This window comes from Bacillus vallismortis, assembly GCF_004116955.1.
Classification (GTDB): Bacteria; Bacillota; Bacilli; order Bacillales; family Bacillaceae; genus Bacillus; species Bacillus vallismortis.
On sequence record NZ_CP026362.1, the window covers coordinates 3,188,482 to 3,212,893 of the forward strand.

Consider the following 24,412-nt stretch of genomic DNA (forward strand, 5'->3'; position numbering starts at 1 on the left):
CAGCTTAACATGAGCGGAGGTTTTATTGTGACAGCACAATCATCTTTTCTTCAGCTGAATTCAATTTTTATCAGCATTTTAATAGAAGCCATTCCGTTTATTCTGATCGGCGTCATCCTTTCCGGAATCATTCAAATGTTTGTTTCTGAAGAAATGATTGCAAGAATCATGCCAAAGAACCGCTTTCTCGCTGTTTTATTCGGCGCACTGGCCGGCGTTTTATTTCCCGCCTGTGAATGCGGCATTATCCCAATAACGAGGCGTCTGCTGTTAAAGGGGGTTCCTCTGCATGCGGGCGTTGCTTTCATGCTGACCGCGCCTATCATCAATCCTATCGTCTTATTTTCTACTTTTATTGCGTTCGGGAATAGATGGAGCGTTGTCTTTTATCGAGGCGGACTGGCGCTTGCCGTTTCGTTGATCATTGGAATCATCTTATCCTATCAATTTAAGGATAACCAGCTTTTAAAGCCTGAAGAACCCGGGCATCACCACCATCATCACCACACCCTGCTACAAAAGCTGGGAGGGACCTTGCGGCATGCCATTGATGAATTTTTCTCCGTGGGGAAATACTTAATCATCGGCGCCTTTATCGCAGCCGCTATGCAGACGTATGTCAAAACATCCACTCTGCTTGCGATCGGGCAAAATGATGTATCTTCTTCCCTTGTGATGATGGGGCTGGCGTTTGTCTTGTCACTCTGTTCAGAAGTCGATGCGTTCATCGCGTCTTCCTTCAGCAGCACATTTTCATTAGGATCGCTCATCGCCTTTCTCGTATTTGGGGCGATGGTGGATATTAAGAATCTATTGATGATGCTTGCGGCCTTCAAAAAACGATTTGTTTTCCTGCTGATTACGTACATTGTCGTGCTCGTCTTAGCGGGATCACTACTGGTAAAGGGGTGATTGGATGTTTCGTCTATTGGTGCTGATGGGATTTACGTTTTTCTTTTATCATCTGCATGCCTCAGGAAATCTTACAAAATATATCAATATGAAATATTCCTATCTTTCCTTTATTGCGATCTTCCTGTTGGCCATTCTGACAGCCGTTCAAGCATATGTATTTATCAAATCGCCTGATAAAGGCGGGCATCACCATGATCATGATTGCGGGTGCGGATGTGGCCACGATCACGAGCATGACCATGAACAAAACAAGCCGTTTTATCAGCGTTATTTGATTTATGTTGTTTTTCTTTTTCCTTTGGTGTCAGGTATTTTCTTCCCGATTGCGACGCTTGACTCATCCATTGTCAAAACAAAAGGGTTCTCGTTTAAAGCGATGGAGAGCGGAGACCATTATTCGCAAACACAGTATTTGCGGCCTGATGCCAGCCTTTATTACGCGCAAGACAGCTATGACAAACAGATGAAACAGCTGTTTGATAAGTATTCCGGCAAAAAAGAGATTTCTCTGACTGATGATGATTTCCTAAAAGGAATGGAAACCATTTATAACTACCCGGGTGAATTTCTCGGACGGACGATTGAATTTCATGGATTTGCGTATAAAGGAAATGCGATTAACAAAAACCAGCTGTTCGTGTTGAGGTTTGGCATCATTCACTGTATCGCTGATTCCGGCGTGTACGGGATGCTTGTGGAGTTTCCGAAGGACATGAACATCAAGGATGATGAATGGATTCATATTAAAGGCACGCTGGCCTCAGAATATTATCAGCCATTCAAGTCAACTCTCCCTGTCGTGAAAGTGACCGACTGGAACACCATTAAAAAGCCTGATGATCCTTATGTTTACAGAGGATTTTAAGTGAAGACGAAACCAGTACATGTACTGGTTTCTTTTTTATTTCTTTTTCATCAGCATCAAATCAAGATAAAGCTGGCATCGTGTCCTAAAATCGCTTAAATTAATCGACGTCATTTCAGTAATCTGTTTAATGCGGTAATTCAATGTATTTTGGTGAATAAACAGCTGTTCTGCTGCTGGTTTTGTTTTGCAGTTGTTGAGGAGATAGATTTCCAGCGTTTTCAGCAGTTCGGTGCTGCTTTCTTGGTCTTTTGCTTTTAATAAAGCCAAATCCTTATTCTCGTATTCTAAATATTGATTTTTCTGTTCAATGCTCTCTAAATAACGGTAAATGCCGAGTTTTGCATATTCATATGGAATATTTTCTTGATTGCCGGTGATCTCCGCTGCTTTTATTACTTCAAGCGCTTCTGTGTAGCTCTTGCCAAGTTTTAAAAGGTGATCATATTCGTTTCCGATACCGATATAAATAGGGGTAGGAATTTTTTGAAAGTGAAAATGTGTTAACAGCTTGTTAATAAATTCAGAAGCTGCCGAGGAGACGGAGCTTTTTTGGGAAAAACTCGCTACGACGATGACAATATTTGAATCGATCGTTAAGACATGACTGACTTTATCCCTTAAATTTAAATACGACCTGATATTTTCCTTTAAATCCTCAACCGCTTCCCCATCCCCATTCGCGGCGTGCAGGATGACAACTGAAAACATGGAAGGCAGCACGGTGTTGATTCTTTCAGCTTCCCGTCTGAGTTCCTTCTCAGATGTGAATTGCTCATAGATCGCCCGTTTGATCAGATCTTCTGCTTGTTCTTCCTTCTCCTGTTTCAGCTTATTGGTTTTATAAATGATTTTCCCGACATGGAAAGAGGTCTCATACAAAAAGTCGAGTTCTTCTTCCGTCAGATTTTCGTCCAGCTCCTGAACCCAGATGTAGCCCATGACGTCCCCTTTGTGCTTTGCGCTCACGACCACTCTCTGGTTTAACCCAATGCTTTCAATTTTATTGACGCGAAAAGGCTCAGGTTCTGTTTTCAGCTTTTCAATGACTCCATCCTTTAGAAACCTCTCAAAAATCTGAACCGGACATTTTTTTGAAAAAATAGTCTGCTGATTGGCAGAGTCAAAATGGTTAATATAGTAAGAATTATAGGCTAACAAAAAGAAATCCGCGCTTTCCAGTATGACTGGTTTTTGCAGTTCATAACTGATAAAGTCAATCAGCTTATCAACATCTGAAAATGAAAAAACTCTCTCTAAAAGCTCTTCCATACCTTTTTCTCCTATACTTTTTTTTACTTTAATCATATCCATACCGGGTCTATTTGTATAGAAAAAAATACGTTCATTTCCAAAAGAAAAAAACGGCCGTTTAAAAGGAGAAAAGAGGAAAAAGGGACAGCCCCTTCCTCCTCCTTTCAATCTTCATTGTGACATTGTATCTTGGTAGTCTTTAAACTGGTCTGCAACAGCTTGTGACGGAGCCCGCGTCAATATACTGACGATATAGACAGATAATAGACTCGCAGCAAAACCAGGTATGATTTCATACAGAAAGTCCGAAAGACCGGCATTCGCCCAAATGATTACAGTTGCTGCTCCCACAATCATGCCGGCGAGTGCCCCCCATTTGGTCATTCGTTTCCAAAACAGACTGAGCAGCACAACCGGCCCGAATGATGCACCGAAGCCCGCCCACGCGTAGCTTACCAATCCAAGGATCGTATTATTTTTCTCCCAAGCAAGGAATAACGCGATGACAGAAATCACAAGCACAGCCAAACGGCCCAAAAACACCAGCTCTTTATCAGAAGCCGAGCGCCTGAACATCGACTTATACAAATCTTCCACCAGAGAGCTTGATGTCACAAGCAGCTGGGAAGAAATTGTACTCATAATCGCGGCCAAAATCGCTGAAATGAGAAAGCCTGTGATAATCGGATGGAACAAGATATTCCCTAATTGAATAAAAATCGTCTCTGGGTCCTTCAGTGTCATGCCATTCTGATGGTAATAAGCGAGTCCGCCCAAACCGGTCAGCACAGCGCCGACTGCAGACAGCATCATCCATCCCATTCCGATCCTGCGCGCTCTTTTGATCTCTTTGACAGACGTTATCGCCATAAAGCGCACAATGATATGCGGCTGTCCAAAGTATCCCAAACCCCAGGCAAACAAAGAAATAATGCCAAGGACGCTTGTTCCTTTAAAAATATCAAACATATCTGGATCAACAGACCGGATTTCAGTAACTGTTTCACTTGCTCCCCCCGTATGGAAAAACGTAACGATTGGAACAAGGATGAGTGCGGCAAACATAATGATCCCCTGAACAAAATCCGTCCAGCTGACTGCCAAAAAGCCGCCAAATAAGGTATAAACCACAACAACACCAGTTACAACCCATAAGCCTGTATGATAATCCATCCCCAAAATACTGTTGAATAAAACGCCGCCGGATACCATTCCGGACGAAACATAAAATGTGAAGAAGACTAAAATCACAATCCCTGAAAACAGTCTCAGCAGCTTCGAATGGTCTCCGAAGCGATTCTCAAGAAACCCGGGAATTGTGATGGAGTTCCCCGCTTGTTCAGTATAGGTTCTCAGCCGCGGCGCAACATAGAGCCAGTTCGCCCATGCTCCGAGGCAAAGTCCGAACACAATCCAAATCCCGCTCAGACCTGTTGAGAACATGGCACCCGGGAGCCCCATCAGCAGCCAGCCGCTCATATCGGCAGCGCCCGCACTGAGAGCGGTTACGGCCGGACCTAAAGAGCGTCCTCCAAGCATGTAATCCGTCAGATTCGACGTGCGCTTGTAAGCGAAGTAGCCGATCAGCATCATCCCCGCCATATAAATACAAATCGAAATAATCAGCTGTGTGTTTTCTATGGCACTTCCTCCTCTTTTTTATGGTATATGGATGAAATGGACATCCCCGCAGGGAGGATGCCCATTTAGTCCCGCTTTAGAACATTTCACTGATTGTTTTAGCCTGCATGTGCAGTGCCAGGTAATCCGGACCGCCTGCTTTTGAATCCGTCCCGGACATTTTGAAGCCGCCAAACGGATGGTAGCCGACGATAGCGCCCGTACAGTTGCGGTTGAAGTACAGGTTTCCGACATGGAATTCCTGTTTCGCACGCTCGATGTACTTGCGGTTGTTTGTAATAACCGCGCCTGTCAAACCGTATTCAGTATTGTTTGCCACTTCTAAAGCTTCGTCAAAGTTTGACACTTTAGAAAATGCAACGACAGGCCCGAAAATTTCTTCCTGCATGAGTCTTGCTTTCGGATCAAGATCGGCGAAGATCGTCGGTTTGATGAAGTATCCTTTTGAATCGTCACCAGTGCCGCCGCTTACTAAACGCCCTTCCTGTTTTCCGATCTCAATATAGCTCATAATTTTATCATAAGAACCTTGGTCAATAACAGGTCCCATATAAACATCCGCGCTGTCAGGTTTTGCCGTAACTTTTGATTCCGTAATCTCAATGACACGCTTCAATACTTGATCATACACTTTTTCATGGACAACTGCACGTGAACCTGCAGAACATTTTTGTCCCGCAAAGCCGAACGCTGACTGGAAGATCGATTGTGCGGCAAGTTCAACATCTGCATCTTCACAAACGACAACTGTATCTTTTCCGCCCATTTCAGCAATCACACGTTTTAAGTGCTGCTGGCCCGGCTGGACTTTAGACGCACGTTCGAAAATTCTCGTGCCAACTTCTCTTGATCCCGTAAAAGTGATCAGGCTTGTTTTCGGATGGTCAACAAGGTAATCACCAACTTCCGCCCCGCTGCCAGGAACGAAGTTGACTACGCCTTTCGGCAATCCAGACTCTTCAAGCACCTCAACGAATTTCGCAGCAATGACAGGCGTAGCGCTCGCAGGTTTAAGAACAACGGTATTTCCAGTAACGATCGGCGCCACTGTTGTTCCCGCCATGATCGCAAACAAGAAGTTCCAAGGCGGAATGACAACTGTTACACCAGTCGGCGTGTATACATATTGGTTTTTCTCGCCTTCACGGCTGTTGACCGGTTTGCCTTTTGCCAGTTCGATCATTTGGCGCGCATAATATTCCATGAAGTCGATCGCTTCAGCCGTATCAGCATCCGCCTCGTTCCATGGCTTCCCTGCTTCTTTGACAAGCAAAGCGGAGAATTCATGTTTTCTTCTGCGGACTTTGGCAGCAGCGCGGAACAGGACAGCCGCTCTTTCTTCCGGAGACGTGTATCTCCACTCTTCGAATGCTTTCGCGGCAGCTTCAATGGCTTGCTCTGCGTGCTCTTGAGAAGCTTTTGACACTCTGCCGACGACTTCTTCTTTATCAGCTGGGTTGATCGACACGATTTTCGCTTCTGTTTCGACTCTCTCGCCGTTAATGACAAGCGGATAGTCCTTTCCTAAATATTCGCTTACTGTCGCAAGCGCTTTTTTAAACGCTTCCACGTTGTTTTGATCTTGGAAATTTGTGAATGGTTCGTGTTTGTAAGGTGTTGTCATGATAACCTCTCCTTTTTTACTTCTTTGTCATTCCTTTAAAAGCAAATGCAATGTTTGACGGACGTTCTGCTAAGCGTCTCATAAAGTAGCCGTACCAATCTTCGCCGTATGGCAGGTAGACTCTCATGTTATAACCTTCTTTTACGAGGTTGAGCTGGGTTTGCGACCGCATGCCGTACAGCATCTGAAATTCAAACTGGTCATTGGCGATGCCATTGTCTTTGGCTAGCTGCTTTGTATAATCGATCATTTTGTCGTCATGCGTGGCAATCGCTGTATAGTGACCGTTTAAGAGCTGCTTCCGGATGATTTTTTTGTAATTTTCATCGACATCGCTTTTCTCCGGGAAAGCTACTTTTTCCGATTCTTTATAAGCTCCTTTTACAAGGCGAAGGAACGGTTGTAAAGAATCCAAATCGTCAATGTCACTTTCCGTTCGGTACAGATAGGCTTGCAGCACTGTACTCACATACTCGTATTTCTTTCTGAAATCCTTGAAAACATCAAGTGTTTTCTGGCATCTGACCTCATCTTCCATATCAATGGTGACCATGATTTTATGCTTTTCGGCCGTCTGCAGGATTTTCGTCATATTTTCATAGACCAGATCCATATCTATATCGAGACCTAAAGACGTCATTTTTAAAGAAACGTGTGAGTTTAGCTGTTGATCCGCAATCGTCGCAATGGTTTGGATGCACTCTTCCGTACGCTCCCGCGCGACCTCGGCGTTGTTCACAAATTCTCCTAAATGATCGACAGTAACTGACAAGCCTTGGCTGTTTAGCTGTCGAATGGTCGGGATTGAACTGTTAAAATCATTCCCTCCGATAATTTTACCCGCTGCTACCCGGCTTCCCCAGTTCTTCGCCATTTTATTGAGAAAGCCGCTTTTGGATAAAAATAAGAAAAAATCTCTTGTGATCACTTCCAACCTCAACACCCCGCAATCTAAGAAGTATTTGTATGAGTTTATTGTAAATGGACAAAACCGCCGTTCACAATATTCTCAAAATACAAAGATTCTGATTATTTTTGTGGTTTTCTCACAATCAGATAGTTAGAAAGTCGGGGAATCGTGTCGAATAAAGGGGAAAAGGAAGCGACAAAAAATATCAGCTTCCTCCATCCTTCCACACTTCTTCAACCGTATTCAAAAGCAAACGATTCAGTTCAGGCGTCATATCCTTCTGTTCTGCTTTCATCGTTTTTGCCGCTTTCATGATTCTTTCGATTTCCGTTTCGATGAATAGATGAATGACATGGATTCGGGCTTCAAGATCCAGCTCTTCGCCTCTTCTTTTCCGTTCAAGCAAGGTTTCCATTTCCGCCTTCAGCTCAGAATCAGTAACAAGTTCATTCATCAACACAGTAAAATCCATTGGCGGAATGGTTCCGTGCTTTTCAATCCATTTGCAAGCCAATATAGGCCGAAGCACGTAGAAATACTTTTTGATTTTGACCTCTTGCCCTTGAAGGTAATCCTTGACGTTCCTTCTCGCCATATTGATATAGTGATACACGCTTGCTTCGGGTTTAAACGCCTCCGTCCGCAGCTTTCTGAGCTGCTCTGCGGTTGTAAATGCTTCGTAATACACAATGTCTGAGGACAGCCATTCAAGGAGCGGCGGGTTTGATTTTTTGAAAAGGCGCAGCGTCTTTCTCAGCTCCCAGCCGCTGATATCCAGCAAATCGTGAATCGGTTCCTCAATGACATCCCGCTCCTGCTCAATTGAAAAATACCATTCCTTTTTGGGCACATAAATAAAGCGGACATCGTAGTCACTGTCCTGGGATGGGAATCCCCAAGCCCGGCTTCCTGATTCAACGGCATATACGATTTTGACGCCGTATGACTGTTCGATTCGTTTTAATTCATCAATGATCCTTTGTTTCATATCTATTCGTCTCCAGTCTGGTTTCATTCCGGCAGTTTGCAGAAAAAAACCGCCTGTTGAAGTGCGGCGGCTTTTCACGTTTATCAGCCTTTCAGATGATGCTTAAAGAAAGCTAGTTTTTCCGTTTGAAAGGCAGGGATATATTCATGCCCGAAGTAGCGATACACCTTCAGCTCTTTCTCTGTCTCCAAGTGATTGTACGCGGCAAACACGGTGGACGGCGGCGTGACCTTGTCAATCAGGCCGATCGACATCAGGACAGGCACCTTCACTCGGTCAGCAAGATTCATAATATCGAAATATGAAAGTGTCTTCATTGCCTGCTCTTCTGTTTCCGGGCTGCCATTTCTTCTGAAGAAGGAATTGATTTCAAGGTACGGCTGTTCAAGCGCCACATCAATGGCCCGTTCAAAGTTGCTTAAATAAGGATAATCGGCTGCCGCGGCTTTCGGAATGTCTGACAGAGCTGCCGCGGCAATCGTTAAGCCGCCGCCTTGGCTTCCGCCTGTCACACCGATTCTTGTTTCGTCGACTTCCTCAAAACGGCTGATGACTTCAAGCGCGCGAACGGCGTCCAAATAAACGCCACGGTAATAGTATGTATCTTTATCAAGGATTCCTTTCGTCATCCAGCCTAAAGCGTGGCCATGCGGAGAAATACTCGTGTCTTCGCTGCCCTGCTGCCCGCGGACAAGCATGCCGAATGCGGCGTATCCGTGGAGCGCCCAGTTTACCATTTCATGAATTTCACCATCGTAGCTTGCGTTATAGCCGTGATATTTGACAATCGCCGGATGCGGTCCCTCCTTGTCAGGCACCGCGTACCATCCGGCAATGCGGGCGTTTCCGAAGCTTTTATACGTAAGGCGGTAGACCTTGACTCCATCAGCAGGATAATCAACCAGCTGTAAATCAGGTGCTGCTTGGACTTTTGCAAGTTCGTCCAAAGACGATTTCCAAAACTCAGAAAAATCTTTCGGCGCTGTTTTTTCAGGCTTATACGTTTGCAATTGGTCGAGCGGCATATCGAATAGTTGCATTTCCGATTATCCCCCTTTGTTTTGTTAGATTTAGTTTGTATTCCTATAGTACCACGTTTTCTACATATTTTCATTCTTGTTTCCCAAACACTCTTCATCAAACGTTTGTTTAAAACTTTCCCGGCTCATTTCCATAAAAGCCTGAGCCGTCAGACTAACATATCGGCTCTTTAAATATATAAAGACAAGGGTTCGGGATGGCGCGGATTGGATGGATAAATAGATCACACCCGGGTCCTTATCCCTTCTGACCATATTCGGCGCCATTGTCACACCTAAGCCGTTGGCCACAAGAGATTGCGCGGTTTCAATATGGCTCGTCTTAAAGGCGGCATTCGGTTTAAAGCCGCTTTCCGCACAGAGATCGAGAACGGTCCTGCGAAATCCGAAGCCCTCTTTTAACAGAATAAACGGCACATCCCTGACCATTTCAAGGGGCACACACAGCTCCCGGTTCGCCTCTCCTTCCAGCGCTTTCTCAATCAACGCGGTCATTTCCGGCGGCATCCACCTTTGTTTTTCCTTCGGCACCGCGAGAACAATCGGTTCCGTAAGCAAAGGTGTAATGGAGAGCCGTTCATCCTCGATCGGCAAGGACAAAACAGAAAGGTCAACCTCTCCCTTTGCCGTCATTTCCTCTAATGAAGCAGGGTCTTTTTCAACAAGCTGAACCTCAATATGAGGATAGCGCGCCAAAAATTGCCTCAGCAGAGGCGGAAAGAGATATCTCCCCGTGACAGCGGGAATCCCAATGGAAAGCTTGTGCCCGAGCCCCTGCGACCGCTCCTGCATCTCCCGGAGCAAGTCATCTCTGGAACGAATGATGTTCTCGGCTTTTTCAATGAAACGCCGGCCGTGGGGTGTCAGGGTAACAGCGCCGTGGGATCTGTGGAAAAGGGCAAGCCCAAGCTCAGCCTCAAGCTTTTTGATTTGCTGGCTGAGAGATGGCTGGGCGATATGAAGATGCTCCGCCGCCTTTGTAAAGCTTTGGCGCCGAGCGATTTCAGCTGCGTATTCCATCACTTTAATATCCATTCCAGCCTCCATAGGTTAAACCTATCGTCTCTATCATTTTTATATCTTGGACGAATCATAACAGAAATTGCTAACATAATCCATATCATCATTTACAAAAGAAGGGGCTGGTTTTAGATGACAAATGAAACACCGTTTTCGAAAAACGCCGAGATGTATCGGGATGAGAAGGTATTTGCCGAGGGGGAAGATTTGGGGCTGATGATGAAAACGGCGGAATGCCGGGCTGATGATCGGGTGCTGGATATCGGAGCGGGAGCCGGCCATACGGCGCTGGCCTTTTCCCCATATGTACAGGAATGCGTCGGCATTGATGCGACGAAAGAGATGGTAGAGGTTGCGTCCTCCTTTGCGCAGGAAAAAGGAGCGGGAAACGTGCTCTTTCAGCAAGGAACGGCAGAATCGCTCCCCTTCCCTGACGAATCATTTGATATCATCACCTGTCGATACGCGGCCCACCATTTTTCAGATATCCGTAAAGCCGTCAGCGAAGTTGCACGTGTGTTGAAAAAGGACGGACGTTTCCTCTTGGTCGATCATTACGCGCCTGAAGACCTCGTTCTTGATGAGTTTGTCAATCACCTGAACCGGCTCCGAGACCCTTCCCACGTGCGGGAAAGCTCATTATCAGAATGGCAGTCGATGTTCACCGCTCATCAGCTGGGCTATCAAGAAGTCCAAAAGTGGAATTTGCCGATTCAATACGAAAGCTGGATCCAGCGAGGCGGAACACCTGCCGACCGGGAAAAGCAAATCATCGCCCACCTGCATGACATATCAGACGATGTACGTGACATGTTCTGTATCAAATGGAATCAAAATGGGCACCCCGATTCCTTTTGCTTAAAAGCGATTTTCATTCAAGGCGTAAAATAATAAAAAAGCCGTGCGCTCCGCATGGCTTTCACATTGGCTGATAAAGGTCCCAGCCGATTTTCAATGTCTCCGCAATATAATCGGCGACCTCTTCAGGAGAAAGGTTGTCTGTTGCGACTTTTGAATTGTGTTTGTCGTAAATGGCTTTTCTTTCGTTAAACAGCTGTTCCATGTCATCCATTGAACGGTTATGCAGAACAGGGCGGCTCTCGATCAATAAGTCCGCTCGCTGCTTCCAGTTCTCCCATGACAGGTCTAGGTGAAGCACAAGACAGTTTTCCAGACAGCACGTTCTGATTTCCTCTTGTTTAAAAGAACCGCCGCCCAGAGAGACGATTTTGAATCGTTTATGGTGGCAAATGTCTAAAATATATTCCTTCTCCGTTTTCCGGAAAAAGTCTTCGCCCTTTTTCTCAAATATCTCAGGGATCGACATATTGAAATCTTTTTCAATCTCTTGGTCTATATCGATAAAATCTCTATATAATTTTTTAGCGACCAATTGGCCGATTGTCGTTTTTCCTACACCCATGAATCCGATCAGGACGATATTTCTTTCTCTTACTGGGATGGCTCGTTTTGCGTTCATCTTCGGCGAAATCCTCCTAAGGAATGAAATTTTATATTCATTATATGCTCATTTTACGAATATTTATATAGATACCTGCTTGCCCGTCCTTTAAGCGCTTTTGCCTGAATGTCATTCATTGTACAACATTTTTAGAGATATTTTAATACTTTGACGCAAAAAAGCATTAAATCCTTTCAACTTCACAGCCTTTATTGTGTTTCTCCGAATGTATTATGCGCATGACAAAAGCCCGCTCCGAGAGCGGGCTTTCTTGGTTTTATTTCCACCAGTTATCAAACATAGATGCCGGTACCTGGCGTTTATGTTCAGTCATGCTGTAGCGTTTTTCCAGCGCTTCTGACACTTTCGCTGATACTTCTTTTCCTTCAAGATAATCGTCAATCTCCTCGTAGGAAATGCCAAGCTCTGTTTCATCCGTCTGCTGCGGTTTTTCGTCGAGCAGATCGGCAGTTGGTTCTTTTAAGTATAGGCGCTCAGGTGCGCCCAGTTCTTTCAGCAGGCTTCTTCCCTGGCGCTTCGTCAAGCCGGTCAGCGGCAGGAGATCCGCTCCCCCGTCACCATACTTTGTAAAGAAACCTGTAACAGCCTCGGCCGCGTGGTCCGTGCCGATGACAAGAAGGCCTTCCTGCCCGCCGATCGCGTATTGAGCGATCATTCTTGTTCTCGCTTTTACGTTCCCTTTATTAAAGTCTGTCAGCTTATCGCCTGTCTCTTGCTGATATTGATCTGCAAAAGCGCTGACTGTTGATTGAATGTCAAATTTCCAGGATTTGTCCGGCTTGATGAATTTCAGAGCGAGCTGGGCATCGTCCTCATCCTGCTGTGTGCCGTGCGGAAGACGGACCGCGATAAATTGAGCGTCTCCGCCCTCTTCGCGAATGCTTTCTACAGCAAGCTGGGCAAGGCGCCCCGCTAGAGTTGAATCCTGTCCGCCGCTAATTCCCAATACAAAGCCTTTAGCGCCAGTTTTCTTAATATACCGTTTTAAAAAGTTGACTCGGTCCTCAATTTCTTGCTTTGGATCAATTGAAGGCTTCACATGTAATTCACGCATAATTGTTTCCTGCACACTCATCCTACTCATTCCTCCTGTACAATCACTGATTCTTATTTGATCATTTCCCTAAATGAATGGAAATGAATCATGATCGTTATGTATCCCTATTAAATATAGCACAGGTTTTCATTTACAGTGAATTAAGAGAGATCAGCTGACTTCCACCCGTATAGACGTTACACTGTCGCCATTGCACTTTCCTTTTTCAATCGGACAAGAGGAAAACGCGACAATCAAATCCATTTCCGCCCGCATCCTCACGTAATCGCCGGCATTCGAAAGCGGTGTTTCCACAGACAGGTTCCCCTTCTCATCAAGCACAGTATTCATAAAAATCGCAAACGGGTAATGCATGTGGGGCTTCGGCACGCCAAACTGCTCAAGCGCCCGGTTCATATTGTCATAGCACGTATCCTGAAACTCATCCTTTTGCTTGCCGTATAACAGCCTGTTCATATCAGGGCGGCAGGCGGGAAGCAGCAGATCATGCTTGCCGACCGTATCTTCAATCAGCGTCAGCATCGGTTTGTACAAATTGGAGTAGAGATGGTCATTGACCTTCACATGAATGGAATGATTGGCGTCAATGGTCGCTCCCTGATCAAGGTGCTCATAGAAATCCTTGGCATGGTACGCGACAAAATCTGCTACCTGCTGCCCTTCTACATCCACCACCTTCAACATCTGCCCTTTTTTCAGCTTCAGGCCAAGCCCTTTCTTCGGTTCAACGATATATTGCTGTGTCATGGCTTCGCTCCTTTTTTCATTAGTATGGGCGTTCGCCGCCTTCCCCATGTAAAAAGAGGCAAAAATCCGATGTATATAAGCTTCGGGCGGGTCGCAATCTAACCTTAGATAAAAGGGGTTGAAATTGATGAGTCAAACAAAAAAAGACCAGCAAAAAGGAAATTTGGCTTGGTGGCAGCTGTCACTAATCGGTATAGGATGCACAATCGGAACAGGATTTTTTCTCGGTTCCAGCATCGCCATCGTGAAAAGCGGTTTTTCTGTTCTGCTTTCATTTCTGATTGGGGCAATCGGCACATATTTTGTATTCGAGCAGCTTGCCAAGCTGTCGGCAAAGCAGCCGGAAAAAGGCTCGTTTTGCGCGTATGCAAGAAAAGCATTCGGCAGATGGGCCGGGTTCAGCAACGGCTGGGTGTATTGGTCATCAGAAATGCTGATTACCGGAAGCCAGCTGACAGCCATTTCGCTATTTACGAAGCATTGGTTTCCACAAGTGCCGCTATGGGTATTTGCTTCCATCTATGCGGTGCTCGGGCTTCTGATTATTTTCACCGGGCTGTCTGTGTTTGAGAAGACCGAAAACGTACTGGCAGTTATCAAAACAGCCGCTATTTTGATGTTTATTGTCATTGCCATTCTGGCATTATGCGGAATCCTGTCCGGCGGAAAGCATGATGTACAGGTTCCAAATCAGACGAGTGAGTTTTTCCCATACGGCGCCATGGGGCTGTGGACAGGTTTAATCTACGCGTTTTACGCCTTTGGCGGAATTGAGGTCATGGGGCTGATGGCGGTTCACTTAAAAAAACCAGAAGAAGCGTCTAAATCAGGGAAACTCATGCTGGCGACACTGGCGGTTATTTATGTCATTTCGATCGGGCTGGCTTTGCTGCTGGTTCCATTAGACGCGTTTTCTGAGCAGAACAGCCCGTTCATTACGTCGTTAAAGGGATATAACCTTAAGATCATCCTCGACATTTTTAACGGGATTTTCATTATCGCCGGGTTCTCGACCCTCGTCGCTTCCTTATTTGCGGTCACGACATTGCTTTGTACGATGGCTGATGACGGCGACGCGCCGAAATGCTTTACCTTAAAGGAAGGCAAAAAAATATGCTGGCCGGCGCTGGGGCTGACGTTTGCCGGGCTTATTTTATCCATCATTCTGTCATTAGTGCTTCCCAAAAATATTTATGAGCACATGACCACAGCAGCGGGGCTGATGCTTTTGTACACTTGGCTGTTTATCCTGTTCTCCAGCAAAAAGCTGACCGATCCCGAGGGCATGGGGAAAACGCAAATTTATTTAGCGATGATTCTGATTGCTGCGGCTGTATCCGGCACATTGTTTGAAAAATCAAGCCGGCCCGGTTTTTTTGTGAGTATCGGGTTTCTCGCGATCATTGCCGTCGTTACCGTGATCTATCAAAAAAAGCAGGGACATAAAAACCGCCCTGCCAGCTCGTGATATTATTTCATTTTGTTGAACATGTTCTTTAAATAAGAAAACGGGCACTTCGATACCTGCTTTTCATCATCACGGAGGAAATACTGTTTCCATTCGCGATTGTCTTTCCCTCCGTACCAGCCTAAATGCGGATGAATCGGAGCTTGATCATAGGCTTTCAAACGAGAGCGGATCAGCCTGCTCATGTTGCGGCCAAATGGGGTTGATCCATTTAACTCTTCAAACACCCACCTTGGCTGAAACGTGATCATGAAAAAGGGAAAGCTCCGGCTCCTTCTCGCCTCATGCCCAGGTGTGGCGCACAGAATAAAGTACGGCTCGCCGTCAAAACAAAACTCCCATTTGTAATGCTCTGGATCGGCCGGAATGTCTTCCGGCCATTCTTTTTTGTCTTGATGGCTCAGTCTATTTAAAAAGCTCCAAAACAGCTCTTCATACGCTTCAATCGAATAGTGCTCAGCCAAATCTTCCGGTGTGTCAAACAACACAACGAGAGAAGCGTATTTTCCAGTGTCCCGCGAAATCCTTCCGTACTCCGCAAGCAATGGAGCCAGTTCCTCCTCCGTACTATTTTCCCGCGGATCTCCGGCAAACGCAATGCGGAGCTGGTCAGTCAGAAACGCCTGCCGTCCGGGAATGCATGGAAACGTATCCGCGTCATCCGCCACAGTTTCTGCCAGAAGCTCAAAAGCGATTCTCTGCCATTCAAGAAGCTCTTCTTGATTACGTTCCAGAAAACTTTTGGTGTACATCCCAGCCACATTGATCCACCTCCAGTATCATCTGGATACTATATTAAAACTGGAAGCGGCAGGTGACTGTCCTTGATGAATCAGCCCAATAACTGTTTGATGCCTTGATAACCGAAGTAACATCCAAATACAAGGAGGGACACACCAGCGATTCCGGTCAATCCTCTTAATAGCTTTTCATGAAGCAGATTTCTGAACATGCTGGCTGTGATCGCCATGCAAAAATCCCAGATTAAAATGCCGATCATGATGCCGGAGCTATAGATCAGAAGCTGATTCATATCGTAGGCCTCTGCTGTTTTCGCCAGTATGCTGCCGTAAATCCCAAGCCAAAACAGAATGCTCAATGGATTTGACAGTGAAATGAGAAAACCCGAAGCGAATGTTTTCTGGTACGACGCTTTTCCTCGTGAGCTTCGCACATCCATCGGCTCTCTGACATTTTTCAGCGTTTCAATTCCAGTATAGGTCAGAACAAAAAAGCCGAAGAGCCACAAAAACGTTTTCACAAATGGAGCGGTCAAAAACTGTGACAGCCCGAAATAAATAAAAAGCATGTACAGTCCGTCCGCTGTCATAGCGCCTAAACCAAAAACCCACGCATGCCAAAAACCGTTTTTAATTCCTTTGTCTATTTGCGCCGCGTTCACTGGTCCCACAGGCGCAGACAAGGACAGTCCAAGCACAATATAGCTCAAAAAAATGTTCACCGGCCCGTACTCCCTTCTCTTACGTAACTTGTACAATTTATTCGAGAACGGGCCAAGCTATGCACAAAATTCGCTTACTGTTTCAGACGTTTTAGCTCTTCCTCCATGATATCGGCGGCTTTGTCTACGAAACTGAAAATAAGTTCCAGTTCTTCTTCGGTATAGTCGCGGCATAAATCCATCGTCGATTCTGACAGGGAACGGAACAAATCCTTTACATGTTTTTTTGAAGCGGTCAATGGGACGATCATGACTCTTCTGCGGTCATCCGGGTCCTTTTCACGAGCCACATACCCCGCTTTTTCCAGCCGGTCAACAAGCGCCGTGACTGAACCCGTGCTGAGGCCTGTCTTTTTCCCCAGCTCCCCGGCAGTCATCGGCCCTGCTTCATTTAAGATGTCAGCTGATTTCAAATCGGTGGGAAACAGACCGAGAGCTTGAGCGGCTGCCTGGTGAAACAGAACCGTTCGTGTGCCCAATTTCCGAAAAAGCTGAACGGCAGTCTTTTCCAACTCACTTCTAGAATTTCTTGTTGACAACTGACAGTCCTCCCTATAAAATCAAATTTATCTCGATAATCAAGATATTCGATAGATAAACTATTATCATCTTATCAAAACTTACACAGAAAAGTAAGAGGAGGTAGAACAAATGGACTCAACATTAGCAAAACAGGCTTCCACCAAATTTGTGGTCCTCGGTCTCCTGCTGGGGATCTTGATGTCTGCAATGGACAATACGATTGTTGCCACCGCGATGGGCAGCATCGTAGCCGATCTTGGAAGCTTCGATAAATTTGCTTGGGTGACGGCATCCTATATGGTGGCAGTCATGGCTGGCATGCCGATTTACGGCAAGCTTTCCGATATGTACGGCCGAAAACGCTTTTTCCTGTTTGGACTTATTTTTTTCTTAATCGGATCGGCTTTATGCGGGATTGCCCAGACGATGAATCAGCTGATCATCTACCGGGCCATTCAGGGTATTGGAGGCGGTGCGCTCCTGCCAATTGCCTTTACCATTATCTTTGATTTGTTTCCGCCGGAAAAACGCGGAAAGATGTCCGGCATGTTCGGCGCTGTATTTGGATTATCCAGTGTTCTCGGGCCGCTTTTAGGCGCGATCATTACAGACGCGATCAGCTGGCACTGGGTGTTTTACATCAATGTGCCGATCGGCGCATTGTCATTGTTTTTCATTATTCGCTATTACAAAGAATCTCTGGAGCACAGAAAGCAGAAAATCGACTGGGGCGGCGCGGTTACCTTGGTCGTATCGATTGTATGCCTGATGTTCGCCCTTGAGCTCGGCGGCAAAACATACGATTGGAATTCCATTCAGATCATCGGCTTGTTTATTGTCTTCGCCGTTTTCTTCATTGCCTTTTTTATTGTGGAGAGAAAAGTGGAAGAGCCAATCATTTCGTTCTGGATGTTTAAAAACCGGTTGTTTGCCACTGCGCAGATTCTCGCTTTCCTGTATGGCGGAACATTCATTATTTTAGCGGTATTTATTCCGATTTTCGTTCAGGCGGTGTACGGCAGCTCCGCGACAAGCGCGGGCTTTATTTTGACGCCGATGATGATTGGATCAGTCATCGGGAGCATGATCGGCGGGATCTTTCAAACGAAGGCAAGCTTCCGCAACCTGATGCTGATTTCTGTTACGGCGTTCTTTATCGGCATGCTGCTTTTATCAAATATGACACCGGAGACGGCACGCGTATGGCTGACAGTCTTTATGATGGTGACAGGCTTTGGTGTGGGCTTTAACTTCTCGCTTCTGCCAGCGGCATCGATGAACGATCTTGAGCCTCGTTTCCGGGGAACGGCCAACTCGACCAATTCGTTTTTGCGGTCATTCGGCATGACTCTGGGCATCACGATTTTCGGGACGGTGCAAACAAACGTGTTCTCAAACAAGCTGAGCGACGCCTTCAGCGGCATGAAAGGCTCAGCGGGATCAGGCGCCCCGCAAAATATCGGCGATCCGCAGGATATTTTCCAGGCAGGAACACGTTCCCAGATTCCTGAGGCGATCCTGAATCGCGTGATTGACGCGATGTCATCAAGTATCACGTACGTCTTTTTGCTCGCTTTGATTCCAATTGGCATCGCGGCGGTCACCATTTTGTTTATGGGAAAAACCAGAGTGAAAACAACAGCGGAAATGGCGAAGAAAGCAAATTAACACAAAAAGCAGTACATGGCTGGCATGTACTGCTTTTTTGATTACACTCCTAATCTTGCTAGGATAAATGTCCATATACAAATGATTAATAACAGAATCAGGCTGTACGCCACTGTCCGCTTAAACAGTTTAGATTCCTTGCCTGTCTGGCCAACCGCTGCGGCGGCGATGGCGATAGACTGAGGAGAAACGAGTTTCGCCATCACCCCGCCCGCCGTATTTGCGGCCAACAGCAAATCAGAACCCGCACCGATCTGCGCTCCAGTGACAACCTGCAAATGTCCGAACAAAGCGTTATTGCTGACAACAGAACCGGTGATGAACACGCCGATCCAGCCGAGAACAGGACTGACAAACGGGAACAAGTCTCCTGTTTTCGCCAGTGCTAACCCAATTGAAGAGCTGAGCCCCGCGAAGTTGGCCAAATTGGCAAACCCCATCACAAAGCAGATCGTCATAATCGGCACCCACAGCTCTTTTCCTGTCTCCTTCAAGGCAACAAAACCATCCCGATAAGAGAACTTTTTGCTGAACAGCCCTGTCACGATGACCGCCGCTAAAATCGCTGTACCTGTCGCTGACAGCAGATCGACTTTAAAGACTGCATCCAACGGCATGGCAGATGGCGCAATCGGCGGCATTTTCATTATTTGCTGGTGCAGAAAAGGCATTTTAAAAAGAAGTGTTGTTTGATACAACAGTCCGCCTTCTTGGAAAAGCGCCTTGAAGGCAGGAAGGCTCCAGATTGTGATCGCCGCGGTTAAAATGTAGAAAGGAGACCACGCTTTCGCAATGTCAGCGGCACTGTAAGCCTTTTTCTCACCAGCCTCGCCGGCTCCTTCCTCCCGGTACATCTCTTTCGGCTGCCATTTGCGGAGGAAGAGCGCAAGCCCGCCCATGCTGAATAAGGAAGCCAAAATGTTTGCTAATTCCGGCCCGAGCACCGCCATTGTCAGTGTCTGAACCGCTGTATACACACCGCTCACAAACAACAGGGCAGGCCAAGTCTGTTTGATTCCTTTCATTCGGTCTAAAAGGAAGACGAGCAGAAACGGAATGAAAAATGTGATCATCGGTAATGTCCACATCAATGTCCGTGACAGTTCAAGAGCGGACAAATTACCTATCTGCGCCCCTGTAATGACAGGAATTCCGATCGCCCCGAAGGCTCCGGAGGCTGCGTTCGCAATCAAGCAGAGTGCTGCCGCTTTTAACGGTTTAAAACCGAGTTCGACGAGCAGCGCCGCACTAATCGCAATCGGAACACCAAAGCCGGCCGCGCCTTCCAAAAACGCGTTAAAACAAAAACCTATTAATAATAGCTGTATTCGTTGGTCTGGCGAAATGCCGGCAATGCTGGAACGAATAATCGTGAACTTTCCGGTTTTCACAGCGATTTTATACAGCCACACCGCCATCAGGACGATATAGCCAATCGGCCACAGGCCGCTCCCGATTCCTAATAAAACAGAAGAAATGGCTTTTTCAATCGGCATATGAAATGCCAGAACAGAGACGATGAAACTGACGGCTAAGGTAAGGAATGCCGCGAGAATGCCTTTCATTTTAAAAACAGTTAAAGCCAAGAGAAAAAAGAGAATTGGAGTGAGCGCCACAAGTGCGCTCACATACTCGTTTCCAAACGGATTATACAGCTGCTCCCACATTGACAATCAGCCCTTTACTTTGAAGTTGATTCTAGTTGACGTTTTGTTTTGCAAAATGCGGCTTTAAAATGTTTTTAAGGACACCTGCGCTGTGAAGGAACTGTTCTTTTTCTTTCTCATTTAAGTTCAGCTCAGTAATGCCTGCAATACCTCCGCGGTTGACAACAGCAGGAACACCGATGTACACGTCATCTTCGCCGTATTGCCCGTCCAGATATGTGCTGACAGTTAAAATGCTGTTTTCATTATGAAGAATGGCTTTTGTAATACGGGCAAGACTCATCGCAACACCGTAATAAGTCGCACCTTTTTTCTCAATAATATGGTAAGCGGCGTTTTTCACGTCATCTACGATCTGGTCAAGCTCCTCTTGTTTATACGCAGCATTTTTTTCAACAAGTTCACTAACCGGCATACCGCCGATATTCGCGTGGCTCCAGACAGGAAGCTCTGTGTCGCCGTGCTCGCCGATAATATGCGCATGCACGTTTTGAGGCGCCGCGCCAAAGTATTCGCTCAGCATGTAACGGAATCTCGCAGAATCTAGTGTTGTGCCGCTTCCGATCACCCGCTCTTTTGGCAGGCCGCTGAATTTCCATGTCGCGTAAGTCAGAATATCAACCGGATTTGTCGCGATTAAGAAAATGCCGTCAAATCCGCTCGCCATCACTTCACTGACGATTCCTTTGAAAATCTTTATATTCTTTTCTACTAATTCAAGGCGTGTCTCACCAGGTTTTTGGTTTGCTCCGGCGCAGATGCAGACAATATCAGCATCCTTGCAGTCTTCATATGTTCCGTAAGATGTTTTGACCGGTTGCGGCGCAAACGCTTTTCCGTGGTTTAAATCCATTACATCGCCCATTGCTTTTTCTTTATTTAGATCAATGACCACAAGCTCATCTGTGATCGCTTGGTTCAATAACGCAAATGCATAACTGCTTCCAACAAAACCCGCTCCGATTAAAGCTACTTTATTTACATGTTTGTTCATCATTAATCATCCTTCCAAGGGTATGTTTTTCTTTGATGTTTGTTTGTGAAGTATTTCACATTTATATTGTGCAATATTTCACAAACTATTGCAAGAGAAAAGTTTTGTCTGATTTATGAACAAAAAAGAAACCATCGAGGATGGTTTCTCAAATGATACCAAAATCTTAAAACGGTCTATCATTTTAGGATTTTGGCATCTTTTCAGGTGATGTAAATACCCTTGAAATCTAGGAAGGACGAGCATCATCGACGGGCAGACCTGACATCGAATGCGAGGGTTTGTCGACACGCTGAGAAATGATCCATGTTGGTTTCTATGAGATTCTCTCCTCGCTTTCCCTCAATAAGGAAGAGAACCGCTTAAGCCAGAGTTGTTATATACACCATTTTGCACATAATCAAATCCAGGCTGATTTTGGCCGGGCACTTGGGCGCTGCCATTATTAAACACCACTTTGGCGTTCGTTGTATCCGTATCCGCAGGAAGCGTCAGCGTGTAAATTCCATCCGCATTCCTAGCCATTGCTTTTCCCGGCCAAGATCCGGTCAATTCGATTGTCCGGCCTCCATCCTGTTTATAGATATAAGCATTTACTTGGCCCCAATGATTCGGATTTTGATAGCCGATTGTATTAGCCAAAGACGGATCTCTTTTTATAAAAGTGTATTTCTGCGTCTTCGTTACACCATCACTGTTCGTCCCTGTTAACGTGATATTGTATGTCTTGCCAAACGGATCTCCCTTTCCGATCGTTAGCTGATCCCCATCTTTGAACGCAGTTTCTTGCCCATTATTCATTTGATACACGGCTTTTGCCGTATTCGCATTTGCACGCAGGGTGATCGTCAGTTGATCATTGAAGGAATGTGTTACCCCTGTTTTGACATTCTCAATGAAGACGTGAGGACCGTTTGCGATATCGTCAGGATAAAGAACAGCCACAGATCTGGCATTGATCGTGCCTGTCAATTTACCATTCGTGACTTGAAATGCACCGGCACCAGCTTTATTATCATAGCTGCCATCAGGTAATTTCGTTGGCGTATTGATGGTGACAGAAGATGAACCTGCGTTTGCCAGCACAACGCCCTGTGAGCCGCGCTGATTCATGAATACCTGATTGTTTCCATTCGGATTCGAAAGTTCCTCAGGCTGTCCAGCCATTACATTGTGAAAAGTATTGACCGCAACGATAGCTTGGTCTTCAAACAAAGCACTCCCGCGATCGCCTATTTGGCTTTTCCCCGGGAATCTTACGCCATTCCCGCCGCCCTCAGGCCTGGAAAAGAAGAGAGGCGTACTGCCTGAGCGGGAAGCAATCACCGCCCAGCCTAACCGAATATCGTCATCGCTCATCCATGTGGACTCTTCCTCATCATTGGCATACGTATCATGCGATTCCACCCATGTAACTAACTTGTCCGCAGACACATCAGATGCATAATGGGAGATATTCGACACGCTCAGATTACGGTTTCTTAAAGCAGACCTTATGGAATGCCCATAGTTTGATGCTGTCACATTCATATAATTCGCATATGCAGCATCTCTGGAGGCACTATCTTGCAGGATTTCTCCGTATTGGAACTCGGCAGATGTATTTGTGAGATTCGGCCAAAATTGACTGCCGTAACTCCCGTCATCCGGAAGCTCTATATGTTTGGCGGCATCAAAACGAAAGCCGTCTGCACCGTCATTCAATGCTCTTTCTAAGAAACGTTTCAGATAGGACTGCACTTGTGTATTCTGTGTATTCCAATCATACAGCCCGAGCAATGAATTCTGCGTGACATCCCATCGATCGGACCAGTTTTTAATTTGTGTATTTCCATGTGTCCAATTCGGAATACTCTTAATCTCGTTGGAAATCGCGGCATAGTCGCTGGTGGTATGGTTGATGACCGCGTCAACAATGACCTTTACGCCGTATTCTTCAGCCGCCGCGCACATTTCTTTAAATTCTTGTTCAGTACCTAAATAACGGTTGCCAATTTGGTACGATGTCGGCTGATACAGCCAGTACCAATTCGACATGCTTTTGTTTCCTTGGTTCCCTTCCTTCACCTGGTTGATCGGAGACGTCTGGATGGCTGTATATCCTGCATCATGAATATCCTTCATATTGTGTTTTAACGTATTGAACGACCAATTCCAGGCATGAAGTATGGTTCCGTCTTTGACCGATGGTGCTGTAAGCTCATTCGATTTGTTCGCTGTTTCAGCATTTGCAGCCGCCGGTCCTGCCAGAACCAACTGAAACAGCAGCAAAAAACCAGCGAATAACGGCAGAAAAGAGGTTTTGAATCGTTTTTCAAACATTCATGACACTCCTTATATGGTTTTTATAGACTTACGGCGGAGTCAAAAACCCCTCTTACAAATCTTCCGCTTCCTCCTTTCAAACTGATGTGAAGACTGGATAATTTTGTTAACGCTTACATTTAAAATTATCACAATCACTCTATCAAAACAACGCAGTAGCGCGAATTCAAATCAATGTGCCTATCCAGCTAGAAAACCTGGGACGGAACGCCGTGTTCAAACAAAAAAAGAAACCATCTCACTAAGATGATTTCTTCTCTATCTCTTCTTTTACCGCTCTTCTGTATGACCACTTCACAATGAGATACCGAAGCAGAAACAGTACACCGCCGCAAACGATAAAAAGAAGGATCATTTTCAGCCAAGCGAAGAATGTATGGGGAATCCCCCTGTCGTACATCGTAAGCACCACTACCGCAAAGGCAACCGCAATTGAATCTATACGCTGCTGCTTCACCCGTTTTTGCAGTTCTTCTTCGGTGTCTATTCTCGGCATGAGCATTCCCGACGCTCCTGCCTTGATGCAGTAATATAAGATGATGAGGAACAAAAACACAAGGCTTGCAGCCCATTCCTTAAACGGAAATTGAAAAATAATGCCGCGGATGATCACATCAAGGAGCGCAAACGATCCCGCAATCATCCCAATCTCCGACCAGATTTTTTGTTCTTTTTCTTTTACTCTCTTATTTTTTCCATTCACGCCTGAAAGTCTATTACGCAGATTATTCATGACCTTCCTCCCGCACTTTTACGAATGGC

The 24,412-nt window shown here is 45.8% G+C and carries 22 protein-coding genes; 5 read left to right on the forward strand and 17 right to left on the reverse strand.

Annotation, left to right across the window (positions count from 1 at the left end; translation table 11 throughout):
• Nucleotides 1-27 precede the first annotated feature (27 nt).
• Nucleotides 28-912 carry a permease gene (locus tag BV11031_RS16775; protein WP_082022795.1) on the forward strand — a complete coding sequence of 295 codons (885 nt, stop codon included), beginning with the start codon at nucleotides 28-30 and terminating at the stop codon, nucleotides 910-912.
• Nucleotides 913-916: 4 nt separating this feature from the next.
• A complete protein-coding gene (locus BV11031_RS16780) occupies nucleotides 917-1,780 on the forward strand; it encodes a TIGR03943 family putative permease subunit (protein WP_010331348.1) in 864 nt (287 codons plus the stop codon).
• 36 nt (nucleotides 1,781-1,816) lie between these two features.
• Here the strand turns inward: BV11031_RS16780 and putR are convergent, their stop codons facing one another.
• The 7 genes from putR to BV11031_RS16815 all read right to left on the reverse strand — a co-directional run bounded on the left by putR (nucleotide 1,817) and on the right by BV11031_RS16815 (nucleotide 10,272).
• Nucleotides 1,817-3,052 carry a proline utilization transcriptional regulator PutR gene (gene putR, locus BV11031_RS16785; protein WP_010331349.1) on the reverse strand — a complete coding sequence of 412 codons (1,236 nt, stop codon included), beginning with the start codon at nucleotides 3,050-3,052 and terminating at the stop codon, nucleotides 1,817-1,819.
• Between the two features lie 153 nt (nucleotides 3,053-3,205).
• Nucleotides 3,206-4,660, reverse strand: a complete 1,455-nt coding sequence (putP, locus tag BV11031_RS16790) for a sodium/proline symporter PutP (protein ID WP_082022769.1) — start codon at nucleotides 4,658-4,660, stop codon at nucleotides 3,206-3,208.
• 91 nt (nucleotides 4,661-4,751) lie between these two features.
• Nucleotides 4,752-6,299 (reverse strand): L-glutamate gamma-semialdehyde dehydrogenase, encoded by a 1,548-nt coding sequence (pruA, locus tag BV11031_RS16795; protein WP_010331351.1) that lies wholly within the window; start codon nucleotides 6,297-6,299, stop codon nucleotides 4,752-4,754.
• A 16-nt stretch (nucleotides 6,300-6,315) separates the two neighbouring features.
• Complete coding sequence (gene putB / locus BV11031_RS16800) at nucleotides 6,316-7,227, reverse strand: proline dehydrogenase PutB (RefSeq protein ID WP_082246424.1); 912 nt, start codon at nucleotides 7,225-7,227, stop codon at nucleotides 6,316-6,318.
• Nucleotides 7,228-7,414: 187 nt separating this feature from the next.
• The gene (locus BV11031_RS16805) at nucleotides 7,415-8,197 is read right to left on the reverse strand and encodes a nucleotidyltransferase domain-containing protein (protein WP_026014585.1); all 783 of its coding nucleotides are present in this window, start codon (nucleotides 8,195-8,197) and stop codon (nucleotides 7,415-7,417) included.
• An 83-nt stretch (nucleotides 8,198-8,280) separates the two neighbouring features.
• A complete protein-coding gene (cah, locus tag BV11031_RS16810; protein ID WP_010331354.1) occupies nucleotides 8,281-9,237 on the reverse strand; it encodes a cephalosporin C deacetylase in 957 nt (318 codons plus the stop codon).
• 60 nt (nucleotides 9,238-9,297) lie between these two features.
• Nucleotides 9,298-10,272, reverse strand: a complete 975-nt coding sequence (locus tag BV11031_RS16815) for a LysR family transcriptional regulator (RefSeq protein ID WP_010331355.1) — start codon at nucleotides 10,270-10,272, stop codon at nucleotides 9,298-9,300.
• A gap of 117 nt (nucleotides 10,273-10,389) precedes the next feature.
• Here BV11031_RS16815 and BV11031_RS16820 point away from each other — a divergent pair, with 117 nt between their 5' ends.
• Complete coding sequence (locus BV11031_RS16820) at nucleotides 10,390-11,148, forward strand: class I SAM-dependent methyltransferase (RefSeq protein ID WP_010331356.1); 759 nt, start codon at nucleotides 10,390-10,392, stop codon at nucleotides 11,146-11,148.
• Between the two features lie 28 nt (nucleotides 11,149-11,176).
• On the opposite strand, the gene BV11031_RS16825 is transcribed toward BV11031_RS16820, so the two are convergent.
• The 3 genes from BV11031_RS16825 to BV11031_RS16835 form a co-directional block, all read right to left on the reverse strand.
• Nucleotides 11,177-11,737, reverse strand: coding sequence for a shikimate kinase (locus BV11031_RS16825; protein ID WP_010331357.1), 561 nt, complete (start codon nucleotides 11,735-11,737; stop codon nucleotides 11,177-11,179).
• A 259-nt stretch (nucleotides 11,738-11,996) separates the two neighbouring features.
• Nucleotides 11,997-12,815, reverse strand: coding sequence for an NAD(+) synthase (nadE, locus tag BV11031_RS16830; protein ID WP_129550794.1), 819 nt, complete (start codon nucleotides 12,813-12,815; stop codon nucleotides 11,997-11,999).
• A 132-nt stretch (nucleotides 12,816-12,947) separates the two neighbouring features.
• Nucleotides 12,948-13,544, reverse strand: a complete 597-nt coding sequence (locus tag BV11031_RS16835) for a DUF1989 domain-containing protein (protein WP_010331358.1) — start codon at nucleotides 13,542-13,544, stop codon at nucleotides 12,948-12,950.
• Nucleotides 13,545-13,671: 127 nt separating this feature from the next.
• Here BV11031_RS16835 and BV11031_RS16840 point away from each other — a divergent pair, with 127 nt between their 5' ends.
• Entirely contained in the window at nucleotides 13,672-15,012 is a 1,341-nt protein-coding gene (locus BV11031_RS16840) for an amino acid permease (RefSeq protein WP_010331359.1), read from the forward strand.
• Between the two features lie 2 nt (nucleotides 15,013-15,014).
• On the opposite strand, the gene BV11031_RS16845 is transcribed toward BV11031_RS16840, so the two are convergent.
• From BV11031_RS16845 to BV11031_RS16855, 3 genes are all read right to left on the reverse strand, one after another.
• Nucleotides 15,015-15,764 (reverse strand): YqcI/YcgG family protein, encoded by a 750-nt coding sequence (locus BV11031_RS16845; protein WP_041952628.1) that lies wholly within the window; start codon nucleotides 15,762-15,764, stop codon nucleotides 15,015-15,017.
• An 80-nt stretch (nucleotides 15,765-15,844) separates the two neighbouring features.
• Complete coding sequence (locus BV11031_RS16850) at nucleotides 15,845-16,474, reverse strand: LysE family translocator (protein WP_010331361.1); 630 nt, start codon at nucleotides 16,472-16,474, stop codon at nucleotides 15,845-15,847.
• 74 nt (nucleotides 16,475-16,548) lie between these two features.
• Nucleotides 16,549-17,013 (reverse strand): MarR family transcriptional regulator, encoded by a 465-nt coding sequence (locus BV11031_RS16855; RefSeq protein WP_010331362.1) that lies wholly within the window; start codon nucleotides 17,011-17,013, stop codon nucleotides 16,549-16,551.
• 112 nt (nucleotides 17,014-17,125) lie between these two features.
• Here BV11031_RS16855 and bmr3 point away from each other — a divergent pair, with 112 nt between their 5' ends.
• On the forward strand, nucleotides 17,126-18,664 hold the full coding sequence (gene bmr3, locus BV11031_RS16860; protein WP_010331363.1) for a multidrug efflux MFS transporter Bmr3: 1,539 nt from the start codon (nucleotides 17,126-17,128) through the stop codon (nucleotides 18,662-18,664).
• 41 nt (nucleotides 18,665-18,705) lie between these two features.
• On the opposite strand, the gene BV11031_RS16865 is transcribed toward bmr3, so the two are convergent.
• The 4 genes from BV11031_RS16865 to BV11031_RS16880 all read right to left on the reverse strand — a co-directional run bounded on the left by BV11031_RS16865 (nucleotide 18,706) and on the right by BV11031_RS16880 (nucleotide 24,383).
• The gene (locus BV11031_RS16865) at nucleotides 18,706-20,331 is read right to left on the reverse strand and encodes an L-lactate permease (protein ID WP_010331364.1); all 1,626 of its coding nucleotides are present in this window, start codon (nucleotides 20,329-20,331) and stop codon (nucleotides 18,706-18,708) included.
• A gap of 31 nt (nucleotides 20,332-20,362) precedes the next feature.
• Nucleotides 20,363-21,328, reverse strand: coding sequence for an L-lactate dehydrogenase (locus BV11031_RS16870; RefSeq protein WP_010331365.1), 966 nt, complete (start codon nucleotides 21,326-21,328; stop codon nucleotides 20,363-20,365).
• A gap of 339 nt (nucleotides 21,329-21,667) precedes the next feature.
• Nucleotides 21,668-23,647 carry an alpha-amylase gene (gene amyE / locus BV11031_RS16875; RefSeq protein WP_010331366.1) on the reverse strand — a complete coding sequence of 660 codons (1,980 nt, stop codon included), beginning with the start codon at nucleotides 23,645-23,647 and terminating at the stop codon, nucleotides 21,668-21,670.
• Between the two features lie 244 nt (nucleotides 23,648-23,891).
• Nucleotides 23,892-24,383: a DUF6773 family protein gene (locus tag BV11031_RS16880; RefSeq protein WP_010331367.1), complete on the reverse strand. Its 492-nt coding sequence runs from the start codon at nucleotides 24,381-24,383 to the stop codon at nucleotides 23,892-23,894.
• Between the last annotated feature and the right edge of the window lie 29 nt (nucleotides 24,384-24,412).

Bases quoted from the DNA above. Each gene is read 5' to 3' on its own strand.
- nadE (WP_129550794.1), bottom strand. From the start codon at position 12,815: ATGAGTGTGCAGGAAACAATTATGCGTGAATTACATGTGAAGCCTTCA.
- BV11031_RS16880 (WP_010331367.1), bottom strand. From the start codon at position 24,383: ATGAATAATCTGCGTAATAGACTTTCAGGCGTGAATGGAAAAAATAAG.
- putR (WP_010331349.1), bottom strand. From the start codon at position 3,052: ATGGAAGAGCTTTTAGAGAGAGTTTTTTCATTTTCAGATGTTGATAAG.
- BV11031_RS16840 (WP_010331359.1), top strand. From the start codon at position 13,672: ATGAGTCAAACAAAAAAAGACCAGCAAAAAGGAAATTTGGCTTGGTGG.
- cah (WP_010331354.1), bottom strand. From the start codon at position 9,237: ATGCAACTATTCGATATGCCGCTCGACCAATTGCAAACGTATAAGCCT.
- amyE (WP_010331366.1), bottom strand. From the start codon at position 23,647: ATGTTTGAAAAACGATTCAAAACCTCTTTTCTGCCGTTATTCGCTGGT.
- pruA (WP_010331351.1), bottom strand. From the start codon at position 6,299: ATGACAACACCTTACAAACACGAACCATTCACAAATTTCCAAGATCAA.
- BV11031_RS16845 (WP_041952628.1), bottom strand. From the start codon at position 15,764: ATGTACACCAAAAGTTTTCTGGAACGTAATCAAGAAGAGCTTCTTGAA.
- BV11031_RS16835 (WP_010331358.1), bottom strand. From the start codon at position 13,544: ATGACACAGCAATATATCGTTGAACCGAAGAAAGGGCTTGGCCTGAAG.
- BV11031_RS16780 (WP_010331348.1), top strand. From the start codon at position 917: ATGTTTCGTCTATTGGTGCTGATGGGATTTACGTTTTTCTTTTATCAT.
- BV11031_RS16815 (WP_010331355.1), bottom strand. From the start codon at position 10,272: ATGGATATTAAAGTGATGGAATACGCAGCTGAAATCGCTCGGCGCCAA.
- BV11031_RS16865 (WP_010331364.1), bottom strand. From the start codon at position 20,331: ATGTGGGAGCAGCTGTATAATCCGTTTGGAAACGAGTATGTGAGCGCA.
- BV11031_RS16805 (WP_026014585.1), bottom strand. From the start codon at position 8,197: ATGAAACAAAGGATCATTGATGAATTAAAACGAATCGAACAGTCATAC.
- BV11031_RS16870 (WP_010331365.1), bottom strand. From the start codon at position 21,328: ATGATGAACAAACATGTAAATAAAGTAGCTTTAATCGGAGCGGGTTTT.
- BV11031_RS16820 (WP_010331356.1), top strand. From the start codon at position 10,390: ATGACAAATGAAACACCGTTTTCGAAAAACGCCGAGATGTATCGGGAT.
- bmr3 (WP_010331363.1), top strand. From the start codon at position 17,126: ATGGACTCAACATTAGCAAAACAGGCTTCCACCAAATTTGTGGTCCTC.
- BV11031_RS16825 (WP_010331357.1), bottom strand. From the start codon at position 11,737: ATGAACGCAAAACGAGCCATCCCAGTAAGAGAAAGAAATATCGTCCTG.